A 15,968-nucleotide genomic window follows, 5' to 3' on the forward strand; every position below is an offset into this window, starting at 1 on the left:
ACCTCAGCCACCGGCGCGGCGGCTGAGGTGCGAGCGAAGCGAGCCTCGAAGCCCCGCGCCGCTGCTCGCTTGATCACGGCCGGAACACCCCGAAGCGGTCGGTGCCGGAGAAGGCCTTGGTGTCGATGACGGACAGGCAGATGCCGAGGACGGTGCGGGTGTCGCGGGGGTCGATCACCCCGTCGTCGTAGAGCATCCCGGACAGGAAGTAGGGCAGCGACTGCTCCTCGACCTGGGCCTCGACGACCTGCTTGACCGCGGCGAAGCCCTCGCGGTCGAACGGCTCCCCCTTGGAGGCCGCCGACTGCTCGGCGACGATCTCGAGGACGCCGGCGAGCAGGGCCGGGCCCATCACGGCCGACTTGGCGCTGGGCCAGGTGAAGAGGAAGCGCGGGTCGTAGGCGCGGCCGTTCATGCCGTAGTTGCCGGCACCGTAGGACGCGCCCATGATCACCGTCAGGTGCGGCACGGTGGAGTTGCTGATGGCGTTGATCATCATCGCGCCGTGCTTGATGATGCCGCCCTGCTCGTAGTCCTTGCCGACCATGTAGCCGGTCGTGTTGTGCAGGAACAGCAGCGGGGTGTCGGTCTGGTTGGCGAGCTGGACGAACTGCGTCGCCTTCTGCGCGTCCTCGCTGAAGAGCACGCCCTGGGCGTTGGCGAGGATCCCGATCGGCCGGCCGTGCAGACGCGCCCAGCCGGTGACGAGCGAGGTCCCGTAGAGCGGCTTGAACTCGTCGAGCACCGCGCCGTTGGTCGACGACACCCCGTCGACCAGGTGGGCGATCACCTCCCGCGGGTCGAAGGGGACCTTGAGGTCGGTGGGGATCAGGTCGAGGAGGTCGTCGGGGTCGCCGGCGGGCTCGGCGTACGGGGCTTCGAGGCTCGTTCCTCGCACCTCAGCCGGCAACCGCGCCTTGCGCCAGTTGAGCCGGGCGACGATGCGGCGTCCGATCCGGATCGCGTCGCGCTCGTCCTCGGCGAGGTAGTCGGCCAGGCCGGAGGTGCGGGCATGCATCTCGGCACCGCCGAGCGACTCGTCGTCGGACTCCTCGCCGGTGGCCATCTTGACCAGCGGCGGCCCGCCGAGGAACACCTTGGCGCGCTCGCGGACCATCACCGTGTAGTCGGACATGCCGGGCACGTAGGCGCCGCCGGCGGTGGAGTTGCCGAAGACCAGCGCGATCGTGGGCTCCTTGCGGGCACTGGCGCGGGTGATGTCGCGGAAGAGCTTGCCGCCCGGGATGAAGATCTCCTTCTGGGTCGGCAGGTCGGCGCCGCCGGACTCGACGAGCGAGATGGTCGGGAGCCCGTTCTCCTGGGCGATCTGGGAGGCGCGGAAGATCTTCTTGACCGTCCACGGGTTGCTCGCGCCGCCCTTCACCGAGGGATCGTTGGCGGTGATCATGCACTCGACGCCCTCGACGACGCCGATGCCGGTGACCACGCTCGCGCCGACGGCGAAGTCGGATCCCCAGCCGGCGAGCGGGCTGAGCTCGAGGAACGCGGAGCCCTCGTCGACGAGCAGCTCGATCCGCTCGCGCGGCATCAGCTTGCCGCGGTCGTGGTGGCGCAGGACGCTGCGCCCACCTCCGCCCGCGACGGCCTTGGCGTGCTCGGCGTCGAGCGCGGTGACCTTCTCCAGCATCGCCTCGCGGTTGGTCATGGTCTCGGTCATGCCTCGAGCACCTTCTTCATCCTCTCGAGCGTGGTCCGCATGCCCCTGTCGTTGGTGCGTCCGCGCAGCGGCCCGAGGAGCAGCCAGTAGAGGCGCATGTGGAGGTCGGGCTGGAGGCGGAAGTACTCCGTGACGTCGGTCCCCGCGCCGGCGGCTGCGAGCCGGTAGCCCCAGTTGTTGAGCGTGATCGAGCCGGTGCCGACCGAGAACTCGAACAGCTCGCCCTCGACGTACTTCGTCACCGTGCACGGCGCCCAGTACGTCGGCCCGATCCCGTTGCGCTTGACGTGGCCGGCGAACGACGCGCCGACCTCGGGCCCCGTCGACCCGCGCGTCCACCTCGCCTCGAACGTCTCGGGCGAGAACTCCCCGATCCGCGTCACGTCGCTGACCAGCGCCCACACCTCGGCGACCGGGGCCTCGATGTGGACGGTGACCTCGCTGCCGAGGGGCTTGAGGAGCCTCACGACGCGTAGCCCAGCAGCCGCGCGGCCAGGTCGGCCAGCACCTCGGTGGCCCCGCCGCCGATGGGCAGGATGCGGGCGTCGCGGTAGTGCCGCTCGACCTCGGTGCCGTGCATGTAGCCGGCGCCGCCGTGCAGCTGGACGGCCTGGTCGACGACGTGGGTGGCAGCGTCGCAGGCGGTCTGCTTGGCCAGGCAGGCCTCGGCGATGACGTTCTCGCCGTCGACGTGGCGGCGGGCGACGTCGCGGGCGTAGACCCGGGCGACCTCGACCTGGCGGCGCATCTCGACGAGCTTGTGGCGCACGACCTGGTTGGCGACCAGGGGCTTGCCGAAGGTCTCGCGCTCGCGGCAGTAGGCCGCGGTGAGCTCGAGGGCGCGGCCGGCGATGCCGTAGGCGTGGGTGGCGAGGCCGATCCGCTCGACGACGAACTGCTCGGCGATCTGGTAGAAGCCGTAGTCGACCTCGCCGACGAGGTTGGCGACCGGGACGCGGACGTCGACGTAGGACAGCTCGGCGGTGTCGGAGCAGTGCCAGCCCATCTTCCTGAGCGACCGGTCGACGGTGAAGCCGGGCGTGCCCTTCTCGACGACGAGCAGGCTGACGCCGCCGTGGCCGGGTCCGCCGGTGCGGACGGCGGTCGTGACGTAGTCGGCGCGCACGCCCGAGGTGATGAAGGTCTTGGCGCCGTTGACGACGAAGTGGTCGCCCTCGCGCACGGCGGTCGTGCGGATGCCGGCGACGTCGGAGCCGCCGCCGGGCTCGGTCACCGCGAGCGACCCGATCAGCTCGCCGGCCAGGGTGGGTCGCACGAACCGGTCGACCAGGTCGTGGTCGCCGCTCCTCACCGCTGCGGAGACGACGTGGGGCAGGGCGATGCCGTGCGTGAACAGCCCGGCCATCAGCCCGGACGACGCCCCGGCCGAGAACATCCCCTCCTGCAGGTCGGTGGTGTCGAGCAGCGAGCCGCCCCCGCCGCCGACCTCCTCGGGGAAGCCGACACCGAGGATGCCCTGCTTGGCCGCGGCGGCGTGGAGCTCGCGCGGCATCGTGCCGTCGTCCTCCCAGCGGTCGAGGTGGGGCACGACCTCGCGGCGCGTGAACTCGGCGCCGAGGTCGAACAGGTCGGAGGTCGCAGCCATCAGAGGAGTCCTTCCTGGATGTGCACGGACCGCGACCGGACCCACTCGCCGAGGCCCTTGGCCTGCGGGTCGAAACGGGTGGAGGCGGCGACGCCCTCGCCCAGCAGACCGCGGATGAGGACGTTGACGGCGCCGAGGTTGGGCAGCAGGTAGACCTCGACCGCGTCAGGGGGGAGGTCGGCGGCCTCGGGGACCAGCTCGCGGACCTTGCGCGGCGTCACGAACTTGGCCAGCCAGGTGACGCGCTCGTCGTACTTGTCCGAGTCGTCGTGGGCGACCCAGAGCCCGAGGTTGGCGTCACCCCCCTTGTCGCCGGAGCGGGCGTGGACGAAGGTGCCGAACGCCGCGCGGCGGGTGAGCGAGTCGGCGGGGGCCGGGAAGGGTGAGGGGCGCCGGCCGAGGCCCTCCTCGACGACGGCGTAGGCCGGGGGGTCGGCGACGACCTCGCGGCGCCCGTCGGCGTGGACGACGGTGTGGGTGACGGCCGCGCGGTCGACGTACTCGGGCCGGTAGACGCCGTAGGGCGTGGGCGGTCCGGGCGGCGCGGTCATCGTGAAGCCGGGGTAGGAGCCGAGGGCGAGCTCGACGAGCGGGCCGGTGAACGCCTTGGCGACGGGTCCGGCCTCGGCGTCCTTGACGGTGACCCGGAGCAGGCAGGACGCGCCCTCCTCGGTGTCGGCGTCGGTGACGGGGAGGGCGGTGCGGGTCCAGCTGACGGTCGAGGCGGTGAGCGCGCCGTCGACCTGGGAGCGGACCCAGTCGGCCTTGGCGTCGATGTCGAGGCCGGTGAGGACGAGCTCCATGGTGTTGCGGAAGCCGCCGAGCGTGTTGACGCAGACCTTGAGCCGCTCGGGCGGCGCCTCGCCGCGGACGCCGGTGACGGCGACGCGGTCGGGCCCGGCCTGGGCCAGGCGGATCGAGTCGAGGTGGGTGGTGACGTCGGGCCCGAGGTAGCGCGTCGTCTGGATCTCGTAGACGAGCTGGGCGGTGACGGTGTCGACGGTGACCGCGCCGCCCGTGCCGTCGTGCTTGGTGACGACGAACGAGCCGTCGGCGGCGATCTCGGCGAGCGGGAAGCCGAGCGGACGTCCGTCGAGCGGCAGCGTCTTGAACCCCGAGAAGTTGCCGCCGGTGGCCTGGGTGCCGCACTCGAGGACGTGGCCGGCGACCACGGCGCCGGCGAGCTCGTCGTAGGACGTCGCGGTCCAGCCGTGGTGGGCGACGGCCGGTCCGACGACGAGCGAGGCGTCGGTGACGCGGCCGGTGACGACGATGTCGGCTCCGTCGCGCAGGGCCGCGGCGATGCCGAGGCCGCCGAGGTAGGCGTTGGCGGTGAGCGCGCCGTCGAAGCCCAGGGCGCGCAGGTCGTCGCCCTCGACGTGGGCGATGGCGGGGGCCAGCCCGAGGGCCGACGCCACCTCACGGAGCTTGTCGGCGAGGCCGGCGGGGTTGAGGCCGCCGGCGTTGCTGACGATCCTGGTCCCCTTCTCGAGGGCGAGGCCGAGGCAGTCCTCGACCTGGCGGACAAAGGTGCGCGCGTAGCCGAGGCTCGGGTCCCTCATCGTGTCCTTGCCGAGGATCAGCATCGTGAGCTCGGCGAGGTAGTCGCCGGTGAGGACATCGAGGCTCTGCCCGTCGACGCCGCCCTCGAGCATCTCGCGCATCGCCGAGAGGCGGTCGCCGTAGAAGCCGGAGCAGTTGCCGACGCGGAGCGGCTCAGCCACGACCGACCGCCTCGCGGCCGGGGCCGGCGGGACCGGCGAAGGACTGCGCGACGTCGAGCCACGCGTCGGCGCCAGGTCCGGTCGCGACCAGGTCGGTGTCGGCGCGGTGGACCCGCTGGGTCACGAGCTGGCAGAAGTCGAGGGCGCTGCCGGTGACCGACTCGGGCGCGTCCTCGGAACCCCACGCCCAGGTCGCGCCACTGGGCGCGGTGAGGACGACGCGGACCTCTGCGGTGGGTACGTCGAGGCCGCGGTTGACGAAGGAGTAGCCGCGGGTGCGGACGCCGATGTGGGCGACGTGGCGGATGCGGTCGGTCTGCTCGACCTCGAGGCCCAGGGCGGCGTGGACGTCGAGGGCGTGGGCCCAGGTCTCCATGAACCGCGCCGTCACCATCGACGGCGGCGCCATCGGCGGCCCGAACCAGGGCATCCTCTCGCCCGCGGGGACCGCCCGCAGCGCCTCGGCGAGGGCGAGCCGGCCGGCGTCCCAGCGGGCGAGGAGGTCTGCGGGAGCGAGGGTCGCGAGCTCGTGCGCGCCGGTGTCGACGAAGCCGGTGGGGTCGGCCATCCCGGCGATGACCAGGGTGTCCCAGGGCTCCGGGTCGAGGTGGGTGCGGGCGGCGGCGGTCGCCGCCTCGTCGGTCCAGGCCAGGTGGGCGACCTGGGTGGCGACGGTCCAGCCCGCGGCCGGGGTCTCGGTGGCCCAGCCGCCGTCGGCGCCCGGGCCGAGGTCGGCGACGACAGCGCGCAGTCGGTCGCCCTCGGCGGTGAGGTCGGTGAGCAGGTCGTCGAGCAGCGTCATGCGCTCGCTCCCTTCAGGTGGGTGTCGAGCACGAGGGCCCACTGGTCGAGGATGCGCTCGCGCCGCCTGGCGTCGTCGGTGATCGTGGTGGCCAGCCCGAGGCCGCGGACCAGGTCGAGGGTGCCCTGCACGAGCTCGCGCACCCCGGGCTGCGCCTCGTCAGCGCCGAGCGCGTCGACGACCAGGCGGTGCGCCTCGCGTCCCACGCGCTGCTCGAGCGGCGCGACGGCGGCCAGCAGGGTCTCGTCGGTGCGGGCGGCCACCCACAGCTCGAGCGCGGCGAAGAACACCGGCGAGGCGAAGTGGTCGCCGAGCATCTGCAGCACCGCCCGGGTACGCCGCGCGCCGGTCGGCAGCGCCGCCGCGGCCGCCGCGAGCTCGGCCCCGCGGACCACGGTGAGGTGCTCGACCGCGGCCAGCACCAGGTCGTTCTTGCTGGGGAAGTGGTGCAGCTGGGCCCCGCGACTGACCCCGGCGCGCTCGGAGACCAGCGTGGTCGACGTACCGGTGAACCCGCGCTCGACCAGGCACTCCACGGTCGCCTCGAGCAGCCGCGCCCGCATCACCCGGGTCCGCTCCTCCTGCGGCACCCGGCCGACGGAGGGCTGCGTCGAGGCGGTCGTCACACCCCCGACCCTGCCCGAGACGCCAACAAACAGTCAAGCCTGACTTTAACTTGGCAGGGTCGTCGCGGGGGTCGGACCCGGCAGTCGCTCGGCGAGGCCGGCGGGCCCGACCATCATCAGGTCGAACTCGATGGCGCGGAGGGTGTCGCGGTCGCGGTTGACCGGGAACATGCCGGTGGTCTCGAAGCCGGCGGACTCGTAGAGCGCGAGCTGGTCGATGAAGCGGGGCATGCCGTCGTAGATCGGGACCATCGCCACCTCGGACTGCAGGCCGTAGAGCTGCCCGACCCGGTCGCCCGCGCCGCGGAAGGTCTCGACGTCGAAGCCCTGGGTGTCCATCTTGAGGAACGGGCGCGGCGTGTCGAGGCCGGCCAGCACCTCGTCCCACACGTCGGCGAGGCGGCGGATGGTGATCTCGCGGGTGGTGGTCTGGTCGAGCGAGTCGTTCCACTGCCTGCCGAACTCGCTGGCGGGCAGCAGCGAGCTGAGTGTGCCCGGCGACCAGTTGATCTCGGCGGTGCCGTCCTCGTCACCGAGCGCGCAGGGCACGACGTGCCAGTCGGGGTCGTCGGCGGCGGCCTGCTCGAGCACCTCGACCAGGTCGGGCACGGGTTCGAAGGAGACGATCCGGCCCCGGTAGCCCATCCGCCGGGCGTGCTTGGCGAACTGGCCGATGTTGGCGCCCACGTCGAGGACGACGTCGACGCGGAGCTCGCGCAGCAGCCAGGCCGTGTGCTGGGCGGCCAGGAAGCTCGCGACCCCGCGCTCGAAGCGGCCCTGCCGGCGCCGGGCCAGGCCGGGCTCGAACACGATGGTGGCGAGCTGCTCGGGCGGGCCGAGACGGCGCACGCGGCGGCGTACGCCGTCACGCACGAAGAGCCAGCTGTCGTCGTCGACCCGGCGACGCTCGTAGCCGGGGATCTCGGGGTCTCCGCTGGGCTGGGGCGACATGGTGGACACCGTAGGTGGTCAGGCCTCCGCGCGGTGCCGCCAGGCCGCCCATCGCGACCAGGCCGACCGGGCGTCGGTGCACCACAGCGCCCAGACCACCAGCAGCGGCTGGAAGAACAGCCGCACCACCCGGCTCGTCGTGCTGTCGAGGCCGAACGACGACGACCCGTGGACCGCCTGCCACACGTTGCCCGGGAACACGGCGACGAAGAAGACCGCGACCACCAGGCCGAGCACGGCGAGCCGTCGCCCGCGCAGCACCAGCAGCGCGACACCGAGCGCCAGCTCGACGACACCCGAGACGATGACGATCTCCTCGCGCAGCGGCAGGAACGTCGGCACCTGCCCCAGGAACTCGTCGGTGCTGCGGAAGTGCGCCACCCCCGCGACCAGGAGCGCACCGGCGAGCAGCACCCGACCCACGACCCGCAGCGTCCTGTCCACCCGTCCGAACCTACGGCCCCACCCACCCGTCCCCGCGAGTCGGCGCAGAGTTGAAGTCAGATGGGGCCGAGTCGGCGCAGAGACTCAGCCGTTGCGCCGACTCGCCGGGGGGTTCAGCGGTAGGTGAGGTGGTGGCCCTCGAGGTGGGGGTGCTCGTTGAAGGTCAGCAGGCGCGCGCCGGTGGAGCCGACGACGAGGCGGGAGACCGACGCGTTGACCATGACGGCGTTGAAGCGCGACCAGCGGCGGGCGAGGCTCGCCGGGTCGTCGTCGTCGGGGTCGGCCAGGACAGCGGCGACCACGCCGATGACGCCCCCCGACGTGACGACCACGGTGGTCTCGCCGGAGCCCGCACCGGCGGCGACGCGGTCGAGGGCCGAGCGGACCCGGGCAACGAAGCCGACCCACGTCTCGTCGTAGTCGCCCTCGCCGGAGGTCCAGCGGGCGGTGGCCTCCTCGAAGACGCGCTGGAACGCGCGCCGGTCGAGCGAGCCCGAGTCGGTCAGCGACGGTACGTCGGGGTGGCCGGCCACGATGCCGAGGTGGTCGAACTCGTCCCAGCCGGCGTCGACCGTGGCGTCGGCACCCCAGCCGGCGGTCTCGGCGACCGCCTCGAGGGTCTCGCGGTGACGGCGCATGTCGCCGCGCACGAGCGAGGTCGGCGTGACGCCGCGCTCGCCCAGCCAGGTGCCGAGGAGCCGGCCCTGCTCCCACCCCGTGGGCGAGAGCACGTCGTAGTCGTCGGCGCCGAACGACGCCTGGCCGTGCCGGACCAGCAGGACGCGCCCCATCAGCCGGCAGCGATCAGGGTGCGGCAGCGCGTCTCGAGGTAGCCGACGGCCGGACCGAAGACGGAGTAGGCCTCGTTGGTGGTCTGCTTGTTCACGTAGCGGTACCAGATCTGCTGGGCGATGACGGCGAGCCGGAACAGCCCGAACACCTCGTAGAACAGCCACCCGCCCTCGGGCAGCGTGAGCCCGGAGCGCTCGAGGTAGGTGTCGACGAGGCGCTCGCGCGTCCACATGCCCGGGGTGGTGGTGGGCTGGCGGCGGAACAGCTGGAAGACCTCGTCGTCGCCGGCCTCGACCCAGTAGGCGAGCGCGCCGCCGAGGTCCATCAGCGGGTCGCCGACGGTCGCCATCTCCCAGTCGAGCACGGCGCGGACGCCGAGCGTGTCGGGGTCGAGGACGAGGTTGTCGAGCCGGAAGTCGTTGTGGATCATCCGCTGCCCGACGTCGCGGGGCTGACGGTCGTCGAGCCAGGTGAGGACGTCGGTCCAGTCGCCCGTGTCGTCGGTACGGGCGTCGGCGAACCGCCGGGTCCAGCCACCGACCTGGCGGCCGACGTAGCCGTCGCCCTTGGCGAGCGCGGCCAGCGCCGGCACCGCCTCGACGTCGACGCCGTGGAGCGCGACGAGCGTGTCGAGGGCGTGGTCGCAGAGCGCGTCGGCCTGCTCGGGCGTGACCGGGAAGCCGAAGTCCTGGCGGGGGATGACGCCGTCGACCTTCTCCATCACGTAGAACTCCGAGCCGATCACGCTCTCGTCGGTGCAGTGCCCGACCATCGCCGGCACGTGCGGGAAGACCGGCGCCAGCGCGGCCTGGACGTCGTGCTCGCGGCCCATGTCGTGGGCGCCCCTCGCCTTGGCGCCGGCGGGCGGGCGCCGGAGGATCAGGTCGGGCTGCGCCGCGTCGTCGTACCGGAGCAGGTAGGTGAGGTTGCTGGCGCCGCCGCGGAACTGGCGGACCTCGGCGATCGGACCGCGGTCGAGCCAGGCGGAGACCGCCTCGACGTCGAAGGAGTCCTCGTCGCGGACGGCGCGGGCCGGGTTGCCGTCGTGGCTGGGATCGGGCACCCGGCGGACGTTACCGCGGTCGGTCCCGGGCCCGACCCGCGCGGGCCCAGAGGTCCGGTCGGGCCGGGGTGGCGGGCTCGCTCAGCCAGTCCCCGATCGTGCGTGCCAGGTCGTCGGGGCGGGCCGTCGACGCGTCGAGCCGCAGGGCCTGGTCGGACCAGGGGTAGGCGCTCACGCGCTCACGGACGAGCCCCTCGTCGAGGTCCGTGGCCTGCGTGCGTCGCCGGAAGCGGTCGACAGCCACGTCGGCGGGTACGACGACCTCGACCACCCACAGGGGCGCGGCGGGAACGGCGTCGAGCACCCGCAGCAGGCTCGTTCGTTGCTCGGCCCGGCTGTAGGTGCACTCGAGCACGACCGTCCAGCCGCGGCGGAGCACCCGGACGGCGACGTCGTGCGCCGCCTCGTAGGCGAGCATCCGGTCGTCGGGGTTGCGGTCGGAGTCGGGCAGGAGGAGGTCGAAGAGGGCGTCGACCTCGACGTGGACCCGGCGAGGATCGGCCGTGGTGCGCGCGAGCGCATGGCCGACCGCGGACTTGCCGGCGCACGGAGGTCCCGTCAGCACCAGCACGCCCGCACGGGTCAACGGCGAGCGCCGTACTTGCCGAGCTCGAGACGCGCGATGACGCCGCGGTGCACCTCGTCGGGACCGTCGGCCAGGCGCAGGGCGCGCGCCGTCGTCCACGCGCCGGCGAGGGGGTGGTCGTCGGAGAGGCCGCCACCGCCGTGGAGCTGGATGGCCATGTCGATGACCTGCTGGGCGACGTTGGGCGCGGAGACCTTGATCTGGGCGACCTCGCTGAGGGCGTTGAGCGGTCCGCCGACGTCGAGCTTCCAGGCGGCGTTGAGCACGAGCAGGCGGACCGAGTCGATGGCGATGCGGGCCTCGGCGATGCGCTCGCGGTTGCCGCCGAGGTTGGCGATGGGCTTGCCGAACGCGGTGCGCTCGAGCGCCCGCCTGCAGGCCAGCTCGAGGGCCATCTCGGCCAGGCCGATGAGCCGCATGCAGTGGTGCACCCGGCCGGGACCGAGGCGGCCCTGGGCGATGGCGAACGCCTCGCCGGGCCCGCCGATGACGTTGGCCAGGGGCACGCGGACGTCGGTGAACGACACCTCGCCGTGGCCGAGCGGCTCGTCCTGGTAGCCCATCGTCGACAGCATCCGCTCGACCTTGACGCCCGGCGCGGCCGTGGGGACCAGCACCATCGAGTGACGGTGGTGGCGGTCGGCGTCCGGGTCGGTGAGGCCCATGAAGATCATCACGCGGCAGTCGGGGTGGCCGATGCCGGAGGTCCACCACTTGCGTCCGTTGACCACGACCTCGTCGCCGTCGACGACGGCGGTGGCGCCCATGTTGGTGGCGTCGGACGACGCGACGTCGGGCTCGGTCATGGCGAACGCGCTGCGGATCTCGCCGGCCAGCAACGGCTCGAGCCACTCCTTCTTCTGCTGCTCGGAGCCGTACTTGAGCAGCACCTCCATGTTGCCGGTGTCGGGCGCGTTGCAGTTGAGGACGAGCGGCGCGATCGCGGACCGGCCGGTGAGCTCGGCGATCGGGGCGTAGTCGACGTTGGTCAGGCCCTCGCCGTAGCCCTCGGAGTGGCCGGCCGGGAGGAAGAGGTTCCAGAGCCCCCGCTCGCGCGCCTTGGCCTTGAGCTCCTCGATGAGCGGCAGGGGCTGCCAGGGGTCGCCGGTGCGCCGGGCCTCGGCGAGGTCGCGGTGGTAGTCGCGCTCGGCGGGCTCCAGCTCCTCGGCGAGGAACGTGCGCACGCGCTCGGTCAGGTCGGCGGCTCGGGCAGAGGGGGCGAAGTCCACGTCAGGCACGTTATCCGCCCGTGGGAGGATCGTCGCCGTGCGTCCCCTCCCGGCTCTCGCGGTCGCGCTGACCGCGGTGCTGGCCCTGGCCGCCTGCGACGCCGACGACTTCGCGCAGAACGACGACGTGGAGGCCGTGCCCGCCACGGTCCGCACCGGACTGGCCGTGCTCTACGCCGGCGCCGACGCGGCTCCGGGCGTCGCGGCCGAGGGCGCGTGCTTCGCCACCGGCCTGACCGACCGCCTCAGCCTCGACGAGCTGGTCGACGCGGGCCTCGTGCTCGACGACGGCCGGGTCGCCGCGGCCACGCCGATGCTCGAGATCGACGTGGCGGACGCCTGGGTCGACGCCATGCTCTCGTGCACGCCGTACGCCGACGTGGCGGCTCGGGCCGCCGGGGCCGACGTCACGACGTACACCCTCTGCCTCGACGACGCGATCCCGCCCGACGAGGTCCGGGCCGCGCTGGTCGCGACGCTCAGCGGCGGGTTCGACTCCCCCGAGGTCGACGCGCTGCGCGCGGCCGAGGCCACCTGCGCCTGACGGCGGCTCCCGACCCGCCGGCCGCCTCAGGCGACCGCGACCGCCGTGACCACGCGGGCCCGCTGGAACGGGTCCGACCAGGCGGTCCGCACCCGCAGCAGCCGCGCGACCGACCAGCCGAGCAGGGGCACCGCCAGCAGCGGCGCGACCAGCGGGCTGTCGGCGGTGGCGAGCAACGAGAACAGCACGCCGGTCATGGTGGTCGAGAGGGCCAGGCGCGAGGAGTAGGCGACCATCATCGCCGGCGGCGCGGGGGTGGCGCGCGAGGAGCGGAAGTCGACGGCGTAGGGCCGCTGGAACGACCAGCGCATCGACGCACCCACGACCTGCACGACGACGACCACCATGGTCGCGAGGAGGGCGGTGAGCTCGGAGCCGTCGGGCATCCCGGCGCGCAGGCCGGCGACGAGCACGGTGAGGAACGACGCCGTCAGCAGGAACTCGCCGAGCACGTAGGCGCGCGCGTCGAAGACCGTGGCCGGGGCCACCGGGAGGCTCTCGCGCCACAGGGCGCCGCGGCCGTCGAGGCACCAGGCGTTGACGCCGTAGAGCAGGGCGCCGCCGGAGGCGACGAGACCCGGCAGGATCGTCATCGTCTCCCACTGCAGGCCGCCGAGGAGCGCGACGAAGGCGGGGCCGAGCGCGAGGACCATGACGCCGCGCCGCATCGGCACGGCCCGCCAGACCGACGCCCGGTCGGTGCGGACCATCGCGCCGAGCACGGTCGTGGCCGTCACCCGGGCCTCGTGGTGACCGGACTCGACCTTGAGCTCGTCGCGGGGGGTGCGGTGGGCGGCGATGTGGGCGGGTACGGCGCCCAGCGCGACGAGCAGCACCAGCGCGACCGTCGTCACCGCGACGGTGACGGCCCAGCGGGTGCTGAACCCGAAGGCCATGCTGACCACGAGCTCGCGCGTCGGGATCTGGTCGAAGAACCGGACGAGGTTGTTGGAGACCTGCAGCCCGAGGGCGACCCCGAAGACGGCGACGGTGAGCATCCGCACCACCGAGATGCCGTGCGGGACGCGACGCACGCCCTCGAGCGACCACGCCAGCACCTGCGCGAACGCGGTGCCCGTCGCGAGCCACAGCACGAGGAAGACCTGGGCGGGCAGGAGCGCGGCGGCGCCGACGGCGTACGACGTCACGCCGAGGAGCGCCCAGGCCTGCAGCATCCACGCGATGTTGAGCGGGGCGAGCAGGAGCGCGCCGAGGTGGTCGGTGGTCGGACTGATCGGGAAGATCGCGGAGGGGTCGCGGGCCAGCAGCTCGCGCCCGCCGCCCGAGGCCGACGCCGAGACGACGGCCAGGAGGACGAAGCCAGCCAGAGCGGTCGGCAGCACGACCAGCAGGTCGCGCGCCCCACCTGTGTCGTCACCGGCGCCGGGCAGGAACGCCGGGAGCACCGCGATCGTCACGGTCAGGGCGAGGAACGTGAGGCCCGCCGCGGCGGTGAGTCCCTTGCGCCCGTGGGCCGCCCGGAAGCGCAGCAGGTGGCCCACGTCGGCGACGGCGCGACGCGCGGCCGCGACGGTGCCCTCAGTCGAGGAGACCGCGGTAGGCACGGGCGCCTTCCTCCCCGAGCATCTCGGACGACGCCATGGTCGCCACGCGCGCACCACCGCGGAGCACGCTCACGGTGCTGCACGCCTCGACGGCGAGCTCGCGCAGGTGGGTCGAGACGAGGACGCACGCACCGCGCGCCCGGGCGTCGCTGACGACGTCGAGCGTCGCCTCGACCCCGATCGGGTCGACGCCGTCGAACGGCTCATCGAGCAGCAGCACGCCGGGCTCGTGGAGGGCTGCGAGCAGGACGCTGAGCCGGCGCCCCATGCCGTGGCTGAACCCGGCGGTGACCCGGTGGGCCACGTCGCCGAGCTCGAAGCGCTCGAGCAGGTCGCGGGCGCGGTCCTCCCACGCCGGCATCCGGCGCAGCCGGGCCGACAGCTGGATGTGCTCCCACGGCGTCGCGCGCGGCACCAGGCCGCCGACGTCGGGGCAGTAGCCGATCGCCTGCTTGACCCGCAGCGGGTGCTGGTGGACGTCGTGCCCGGCGACGAGCACGGTCCCCGCGGTCGGCGGCACGACGCCCGCGAGCACCCGCATCGTCGTCGACTTGCCCGCGCCGTTGCGGCCGAGCAGCGCGGTCGACTGGCCGGCGTACGCCGTGAGGTCGACGCCGGCGACGGCCTCGACCTCGCCGAACCTGACGTGGAGACCGCGCACGTCGACGAGGGGAGGGCTGGTGGGGGACACCGAGTCATCCTCGCCCCCGTGGCCCGCACGGGCCACCGCGCCGACCCGAAATCACCCGGTTGGGTCGGGGGTCTGACCGATCGGGCGAGCGGGTGCGCGAGGGCCAGCCAGGCTCCCAACTCGTGCGATCGCACGAGTTCGACACCCCGACCCGCGCACGCCGACACCCAACTCGTGCGATCGCACGAGTTCGACACCCCGACCGGCGAACCCCGACGCCCGACTCGTGCGATCGCACGAGTCGGGCCGCCGGACCGCCGCGTCACTCGTTCTGCGGGAACCCCAGGTTGAGCCCGCCGTGGCTCGGGTCGAGCCACCGCGAGGTGATCGCCTTCTCGCGCGTGAAGAAGTCGACGCCGGAGGGGCCGTAGGCCTTGGCGTCGCCGAAGAGCGAGGCCTTCCAGCCCCCGAAGGAGTGGTAGGCGACCGGCACCGGGATGGGCACGTTGATGCCGATCATGCCGACCTCGACGTCCTGCTGGAAGCGCCGGGCGGCGCCGCCGTCGTTGGTGAAGATCGCCGTGCCGTTGCCGTAGGGGCCGCCGTTGATGAGCGCCACGCCCTCGGCGTACGACGCCACGCGGACGACCGACAGGAGCGGGCCGAAGATCTCGTCGGTGTAGACGGTCGAGTCGGTCCCGACGTGGTCGACCAGCGACGGGCCGAGCCAGAACCCGTCGGCCGCCCCGTCGGCCTCGACGCCGCGGCCGTCGACGACGACGGACGCGCCGTCGCTGGTGGCGACGTCGAGGTAGCCGGCGACCTTGTCGCGGTGCTCGCGGGTGATCAGCGGACCCATGTCGGCGTCGCCGCGGCCGTCGCCGGTGACGAGCTTGCCCATCCGGTCGCGGATCTTGCCGACCAGCTCGTCGCCGACCGGGTCGACGGCGAGGACGACCGAGATCGCCATGCAGCGCTCGCCGGCCGAGCCGAAGCCCGCGTTCACGGCGGAGTCGGCGACCAGGTCGAGGTCGGCGTCGGGCAGCACCAGCATGTGGTTCTTGGCGCCGCCGAGGGCCTGCACGCGCTTGCCGGCGGCGGTGCCCTTCTCGTAGACGTACTGGGCGATCGGGGTCGAGCCTACGAACGAGATCGACGCGACGTCGGGGTGCTCGAGCAGCGCGTCGACGGCCTCCTTGTCGCCGTGGACGACGTTGAAGACACCGTCGGGCAGACCGGCCTCCTGCCACAGCGCGGCCAGCCAGTTGGCGACCGACGGGTCCTTCTCGGACGGCTTGAGGACCACGGTGTTGCCGGTCGCGATCGCGATCGGGAAGAACCACATCGGCACCATCGCCGGGAAGTTGAACGGGCTGATGATGCCGACAACCCCGATCGGCTCCTTGATCGAGTAGACGTCGACGTCGGTCGACACCATCTGCGAGTAGGAACCCTTGGCCAGGTGGGGCATGCCGCACGCGAAGTCGACGACGTCGAGGCCGCGGGCGACCTCGCCGGCGGCGTCGGAGAGCACCTTGCCGTGCTCGCTGGTCAGGATCGCGGCGAGCTCGTCGCGGCGGGCGTTGAGCTTCTCGCGGAAGGTGAACAGCACCGACTGCCGCTTGGCGATCGAGGACCTGCCCCAGCCGCCGGGACCGGCGTACGCCGCGCGCGCGGCCGCCACGGCGGTGTCGACGTCGGCGACCGAGCCGAGCCGGACGTTCTTG

General features: G+C 73.2%; 16 protein-coding genes. 1 reads left to right on the forward strand and 15 read right to left on the reverse strand.

Features of this window, described 5'->3' with window-relative positions; translation table 11 throughout:
• Window positions 1-73: 73 nt before the first annotated feature.
• The 12 genes from Q7T52_RS13810 to Q7T52_RS13865 form a co-directional block, all read right to left on the reverse strand.
• Window positions 74-1,678 carry an acyl-CoA carboxylase subunit beta gene (locus tag Q7T52_RS13810; RefSeq protein ID WP_304803427.1) on the reverse strand — a complete coding sequence of 535 codons (1,605 nt, stop codon included), beginning with the start codon at window positions 1,676-1,678 and terminating at the stop codon, window positions 74-76.
• On the reverse strand, window positions 1,675-2,145 hold the full coding sequence (locus tag Q7T52_RS13815) for an SRPBCC family protein (RefSeq protein ID WP_304803428.1): 471 nt from the start codon (window positions 2,143-2,145) through the stop codon (window positions 1,675-1,677). Before Q7T52_RS13815 ends, Q7T52_RS13810 begins: the two co-directional genes overlap by 4 nt.
• Entirely contained in the window at window positions 2,142-3,284 is a 1,143-nt protein-coding gene (locus Q7T52_RS13820; protein ID WP_304803430.1) for an acyl-CoA dehydrogenase family protein, read from the reverse strand. The genes Q7T52_RS13815 and Q7T52_RS13820 overlap by 4 nt, the downstream gene beginning before the upstream one ends.
• Window positions 3,284-5,008 (reverse strand): acyclic terpene utilization AtuA family protein, encoded by a 1,725-nt coding sequence (locus Q7T52_RS13825; protein ID WP_304803432.1) that lies wholly within the window; start codon window positions 5,006-5,008, stop codon window positions 3,284-3,286. The genes Q7T52_RS13820 and Q7T52_RS13825 overlap by 1 nt, the downstream gene beginning before the upstream one ends.
• Window positions 5,001-5,810, reverse strand: a complete 810-nt coding sequence (locus Q7T52_RS13830) for a TIGR03084 family metal-binding protein (RefSeq protein WP_304803433.1) — start codon at window positions 5,808-5,810, stop codon at window positions 5,001-5,003. The genes Q7T52_RS13825 and Q7T52_RS13830 overlap by 8 nt, the downstream gene beginning before the upstream one ends.
• Window positions 5,807-6,436 (reverse strand): TetR/AcrR family transcriptional regulator, encoded by a 630-nt coding sequence (locus tag Q7T52_RS13835; RefSeq protein ID WP_370692324.1) that lies wholly within the window; start codon window positions 6,434-6,436, stop codon window positions 5,807-5,809. The genes Q7T52_RS13830 and Q7T52_RS13835 overlap by 4 nt, the downstream gene beginning before the upstream one ends.
• A gap of 45 nt (window positions 6,437-6,481) precedes the next feature.
• On the reverse strand, window positions 6,482-7,387 hold the full coding sequence (locus Q7T52_RS13840) for an FkbM family methyltransferase (protein ID WP_304803435.1): 906 nt from the start codon (window positions 7,385-7,387) through the stop codon (window positions 6,482-6,484).
• An 18-nt stretch (window positions 7,388-7,405) separates the two neighbouring features.
• On the reverse strand, window positions 7,406-7,831 hold the full coding sequence (locus Q7T52_RS13845) for a MauE/DoxX family redox-associated membrane protein (protein WP_304803437.1): 426 nt from the start codon (window positions 7,829-7,831) through the stop codon (window positions 7,406-7,408).
• Window positions 7,832-7,944: 113 nt separating this feature from the next.
• Window positions 7,945-8,622 (reverse strand): histidine phosphatase family protein, encoded by a 678-nt coding sequence (locus Q7T52_RS13850; RefSeq protein WP_304803438.1) that lies wholly within the window; start codon window positions 8,620-8,622, stop codon window positions 7,945-7,947.
• Window positions 8,622-9,686 (reverse strand): phosphotransferase family protein, encoded by a 1,065-nt coding sequence (locus Q7T52_RS13855; protein WP_304803440.1) that lies wholly within the window; start codon window positions 9,684-9,686, stop codon window positions 8,622-8,624. The genes Q7T52_RS13850 and Q7T52_RS13855 overlap by 1 nt, the downstream gene beginning before the upstream one ends.
• Before the next feature lie 10 nt (window positions 9,687-9,696).
• Window positions 9,697-10,257, reverse strand: coding sequence for an AAA family ATPase (locus Q7T52_RS13860; RefSeq protein WP_304803442.1), 561 nt, complete (start codon window positions 10,255-10,257; stop codon window positions 9,697-9,699).
• A gap of 11 nt (window positions 10,258-10,268) precedes the next feature.
• Window positions 10,269-11,501, reverse strand: coding sequence for an acyl-CoA dehydrogenase family protein (locus Q7T52_RS13865; protein ID WP_304803444.1), 1,233 nt, complete (start codon window positions 11,499-11,501; stop codon window positions 10,269-10,271).
• A gap of 37 nt (window positions 11,502-11,538) precedes the next feature.
• On the opposite strand from Q7T52_RS13865, the gene Q7T52_RS13870 reads away from it, so the two are divergent.
• Window positions 11,539-12,045, forward strand: a complete 507-nt coding sequence (locus Q7T52_RS13870) for a hypothetical protein (RefSeq protein ID WP_304803446.1) — start codon at window positions 11,539-11,541, stop codon at window positions 12,043-12,045.
• Window positions 12,046-12,071: 26 nt separating this feature from the next.
• On the opposite strand, the gene Q7T52_RS13875 is transcribed toward Q7T52_RS13870, so the two are convergent.
• From Q7T52_RS13875 to Q7T52_RS13885, 3 genes are all read right to left on the reverse strand, one after another.
• On the reverse strand, window positions 12,072-13,610 hold the full coding sequence (locus Q7T52_RS13875; protein WP_304803448.1) for a hypothetical protein: 1,539 nt from the start codon (window positions 13,608-13,610) through the stop codon (window positions 12,072-12,074).
• Complete coding sequence (locus tag Q7T52_RS13880) at window positions 13,585-14,301, reverse strand: ABC transporter ATP-binding protein (RefSeq protein WP_304803450.1); 717 nt, start codon at window positions 14,299-14,301, stop codon at window positions 13,585-13,587. The genes Q7T52_RS13875 and Q7T52_RS13880 overlap by 26 nt, the downstream gene beginning before the upstream one ends.
• A 262-nt stretch (window positions 14,302-14,563) precedes the next feature.
• Window positions 14,564-15,968 (reverse strand): CoA-acylating methylmalonate-semialdehyde dehydrogenase (locus Q7T52_RS13885; RefSeq protein WP_304803452.1); only part of this gene is annotated, 1,405 nt, incomplete at its 5' end.

It is taken from the genome of Nocardioides sp. (assembly GCF_030655615.1).
In the GTDB taxonomy this organism is placed as follows: domain Bacteria; phylum Actinomycetota; class Actinomycetes; order Propionibacteriales; family Nocardioidaceae; genus Nocardioides.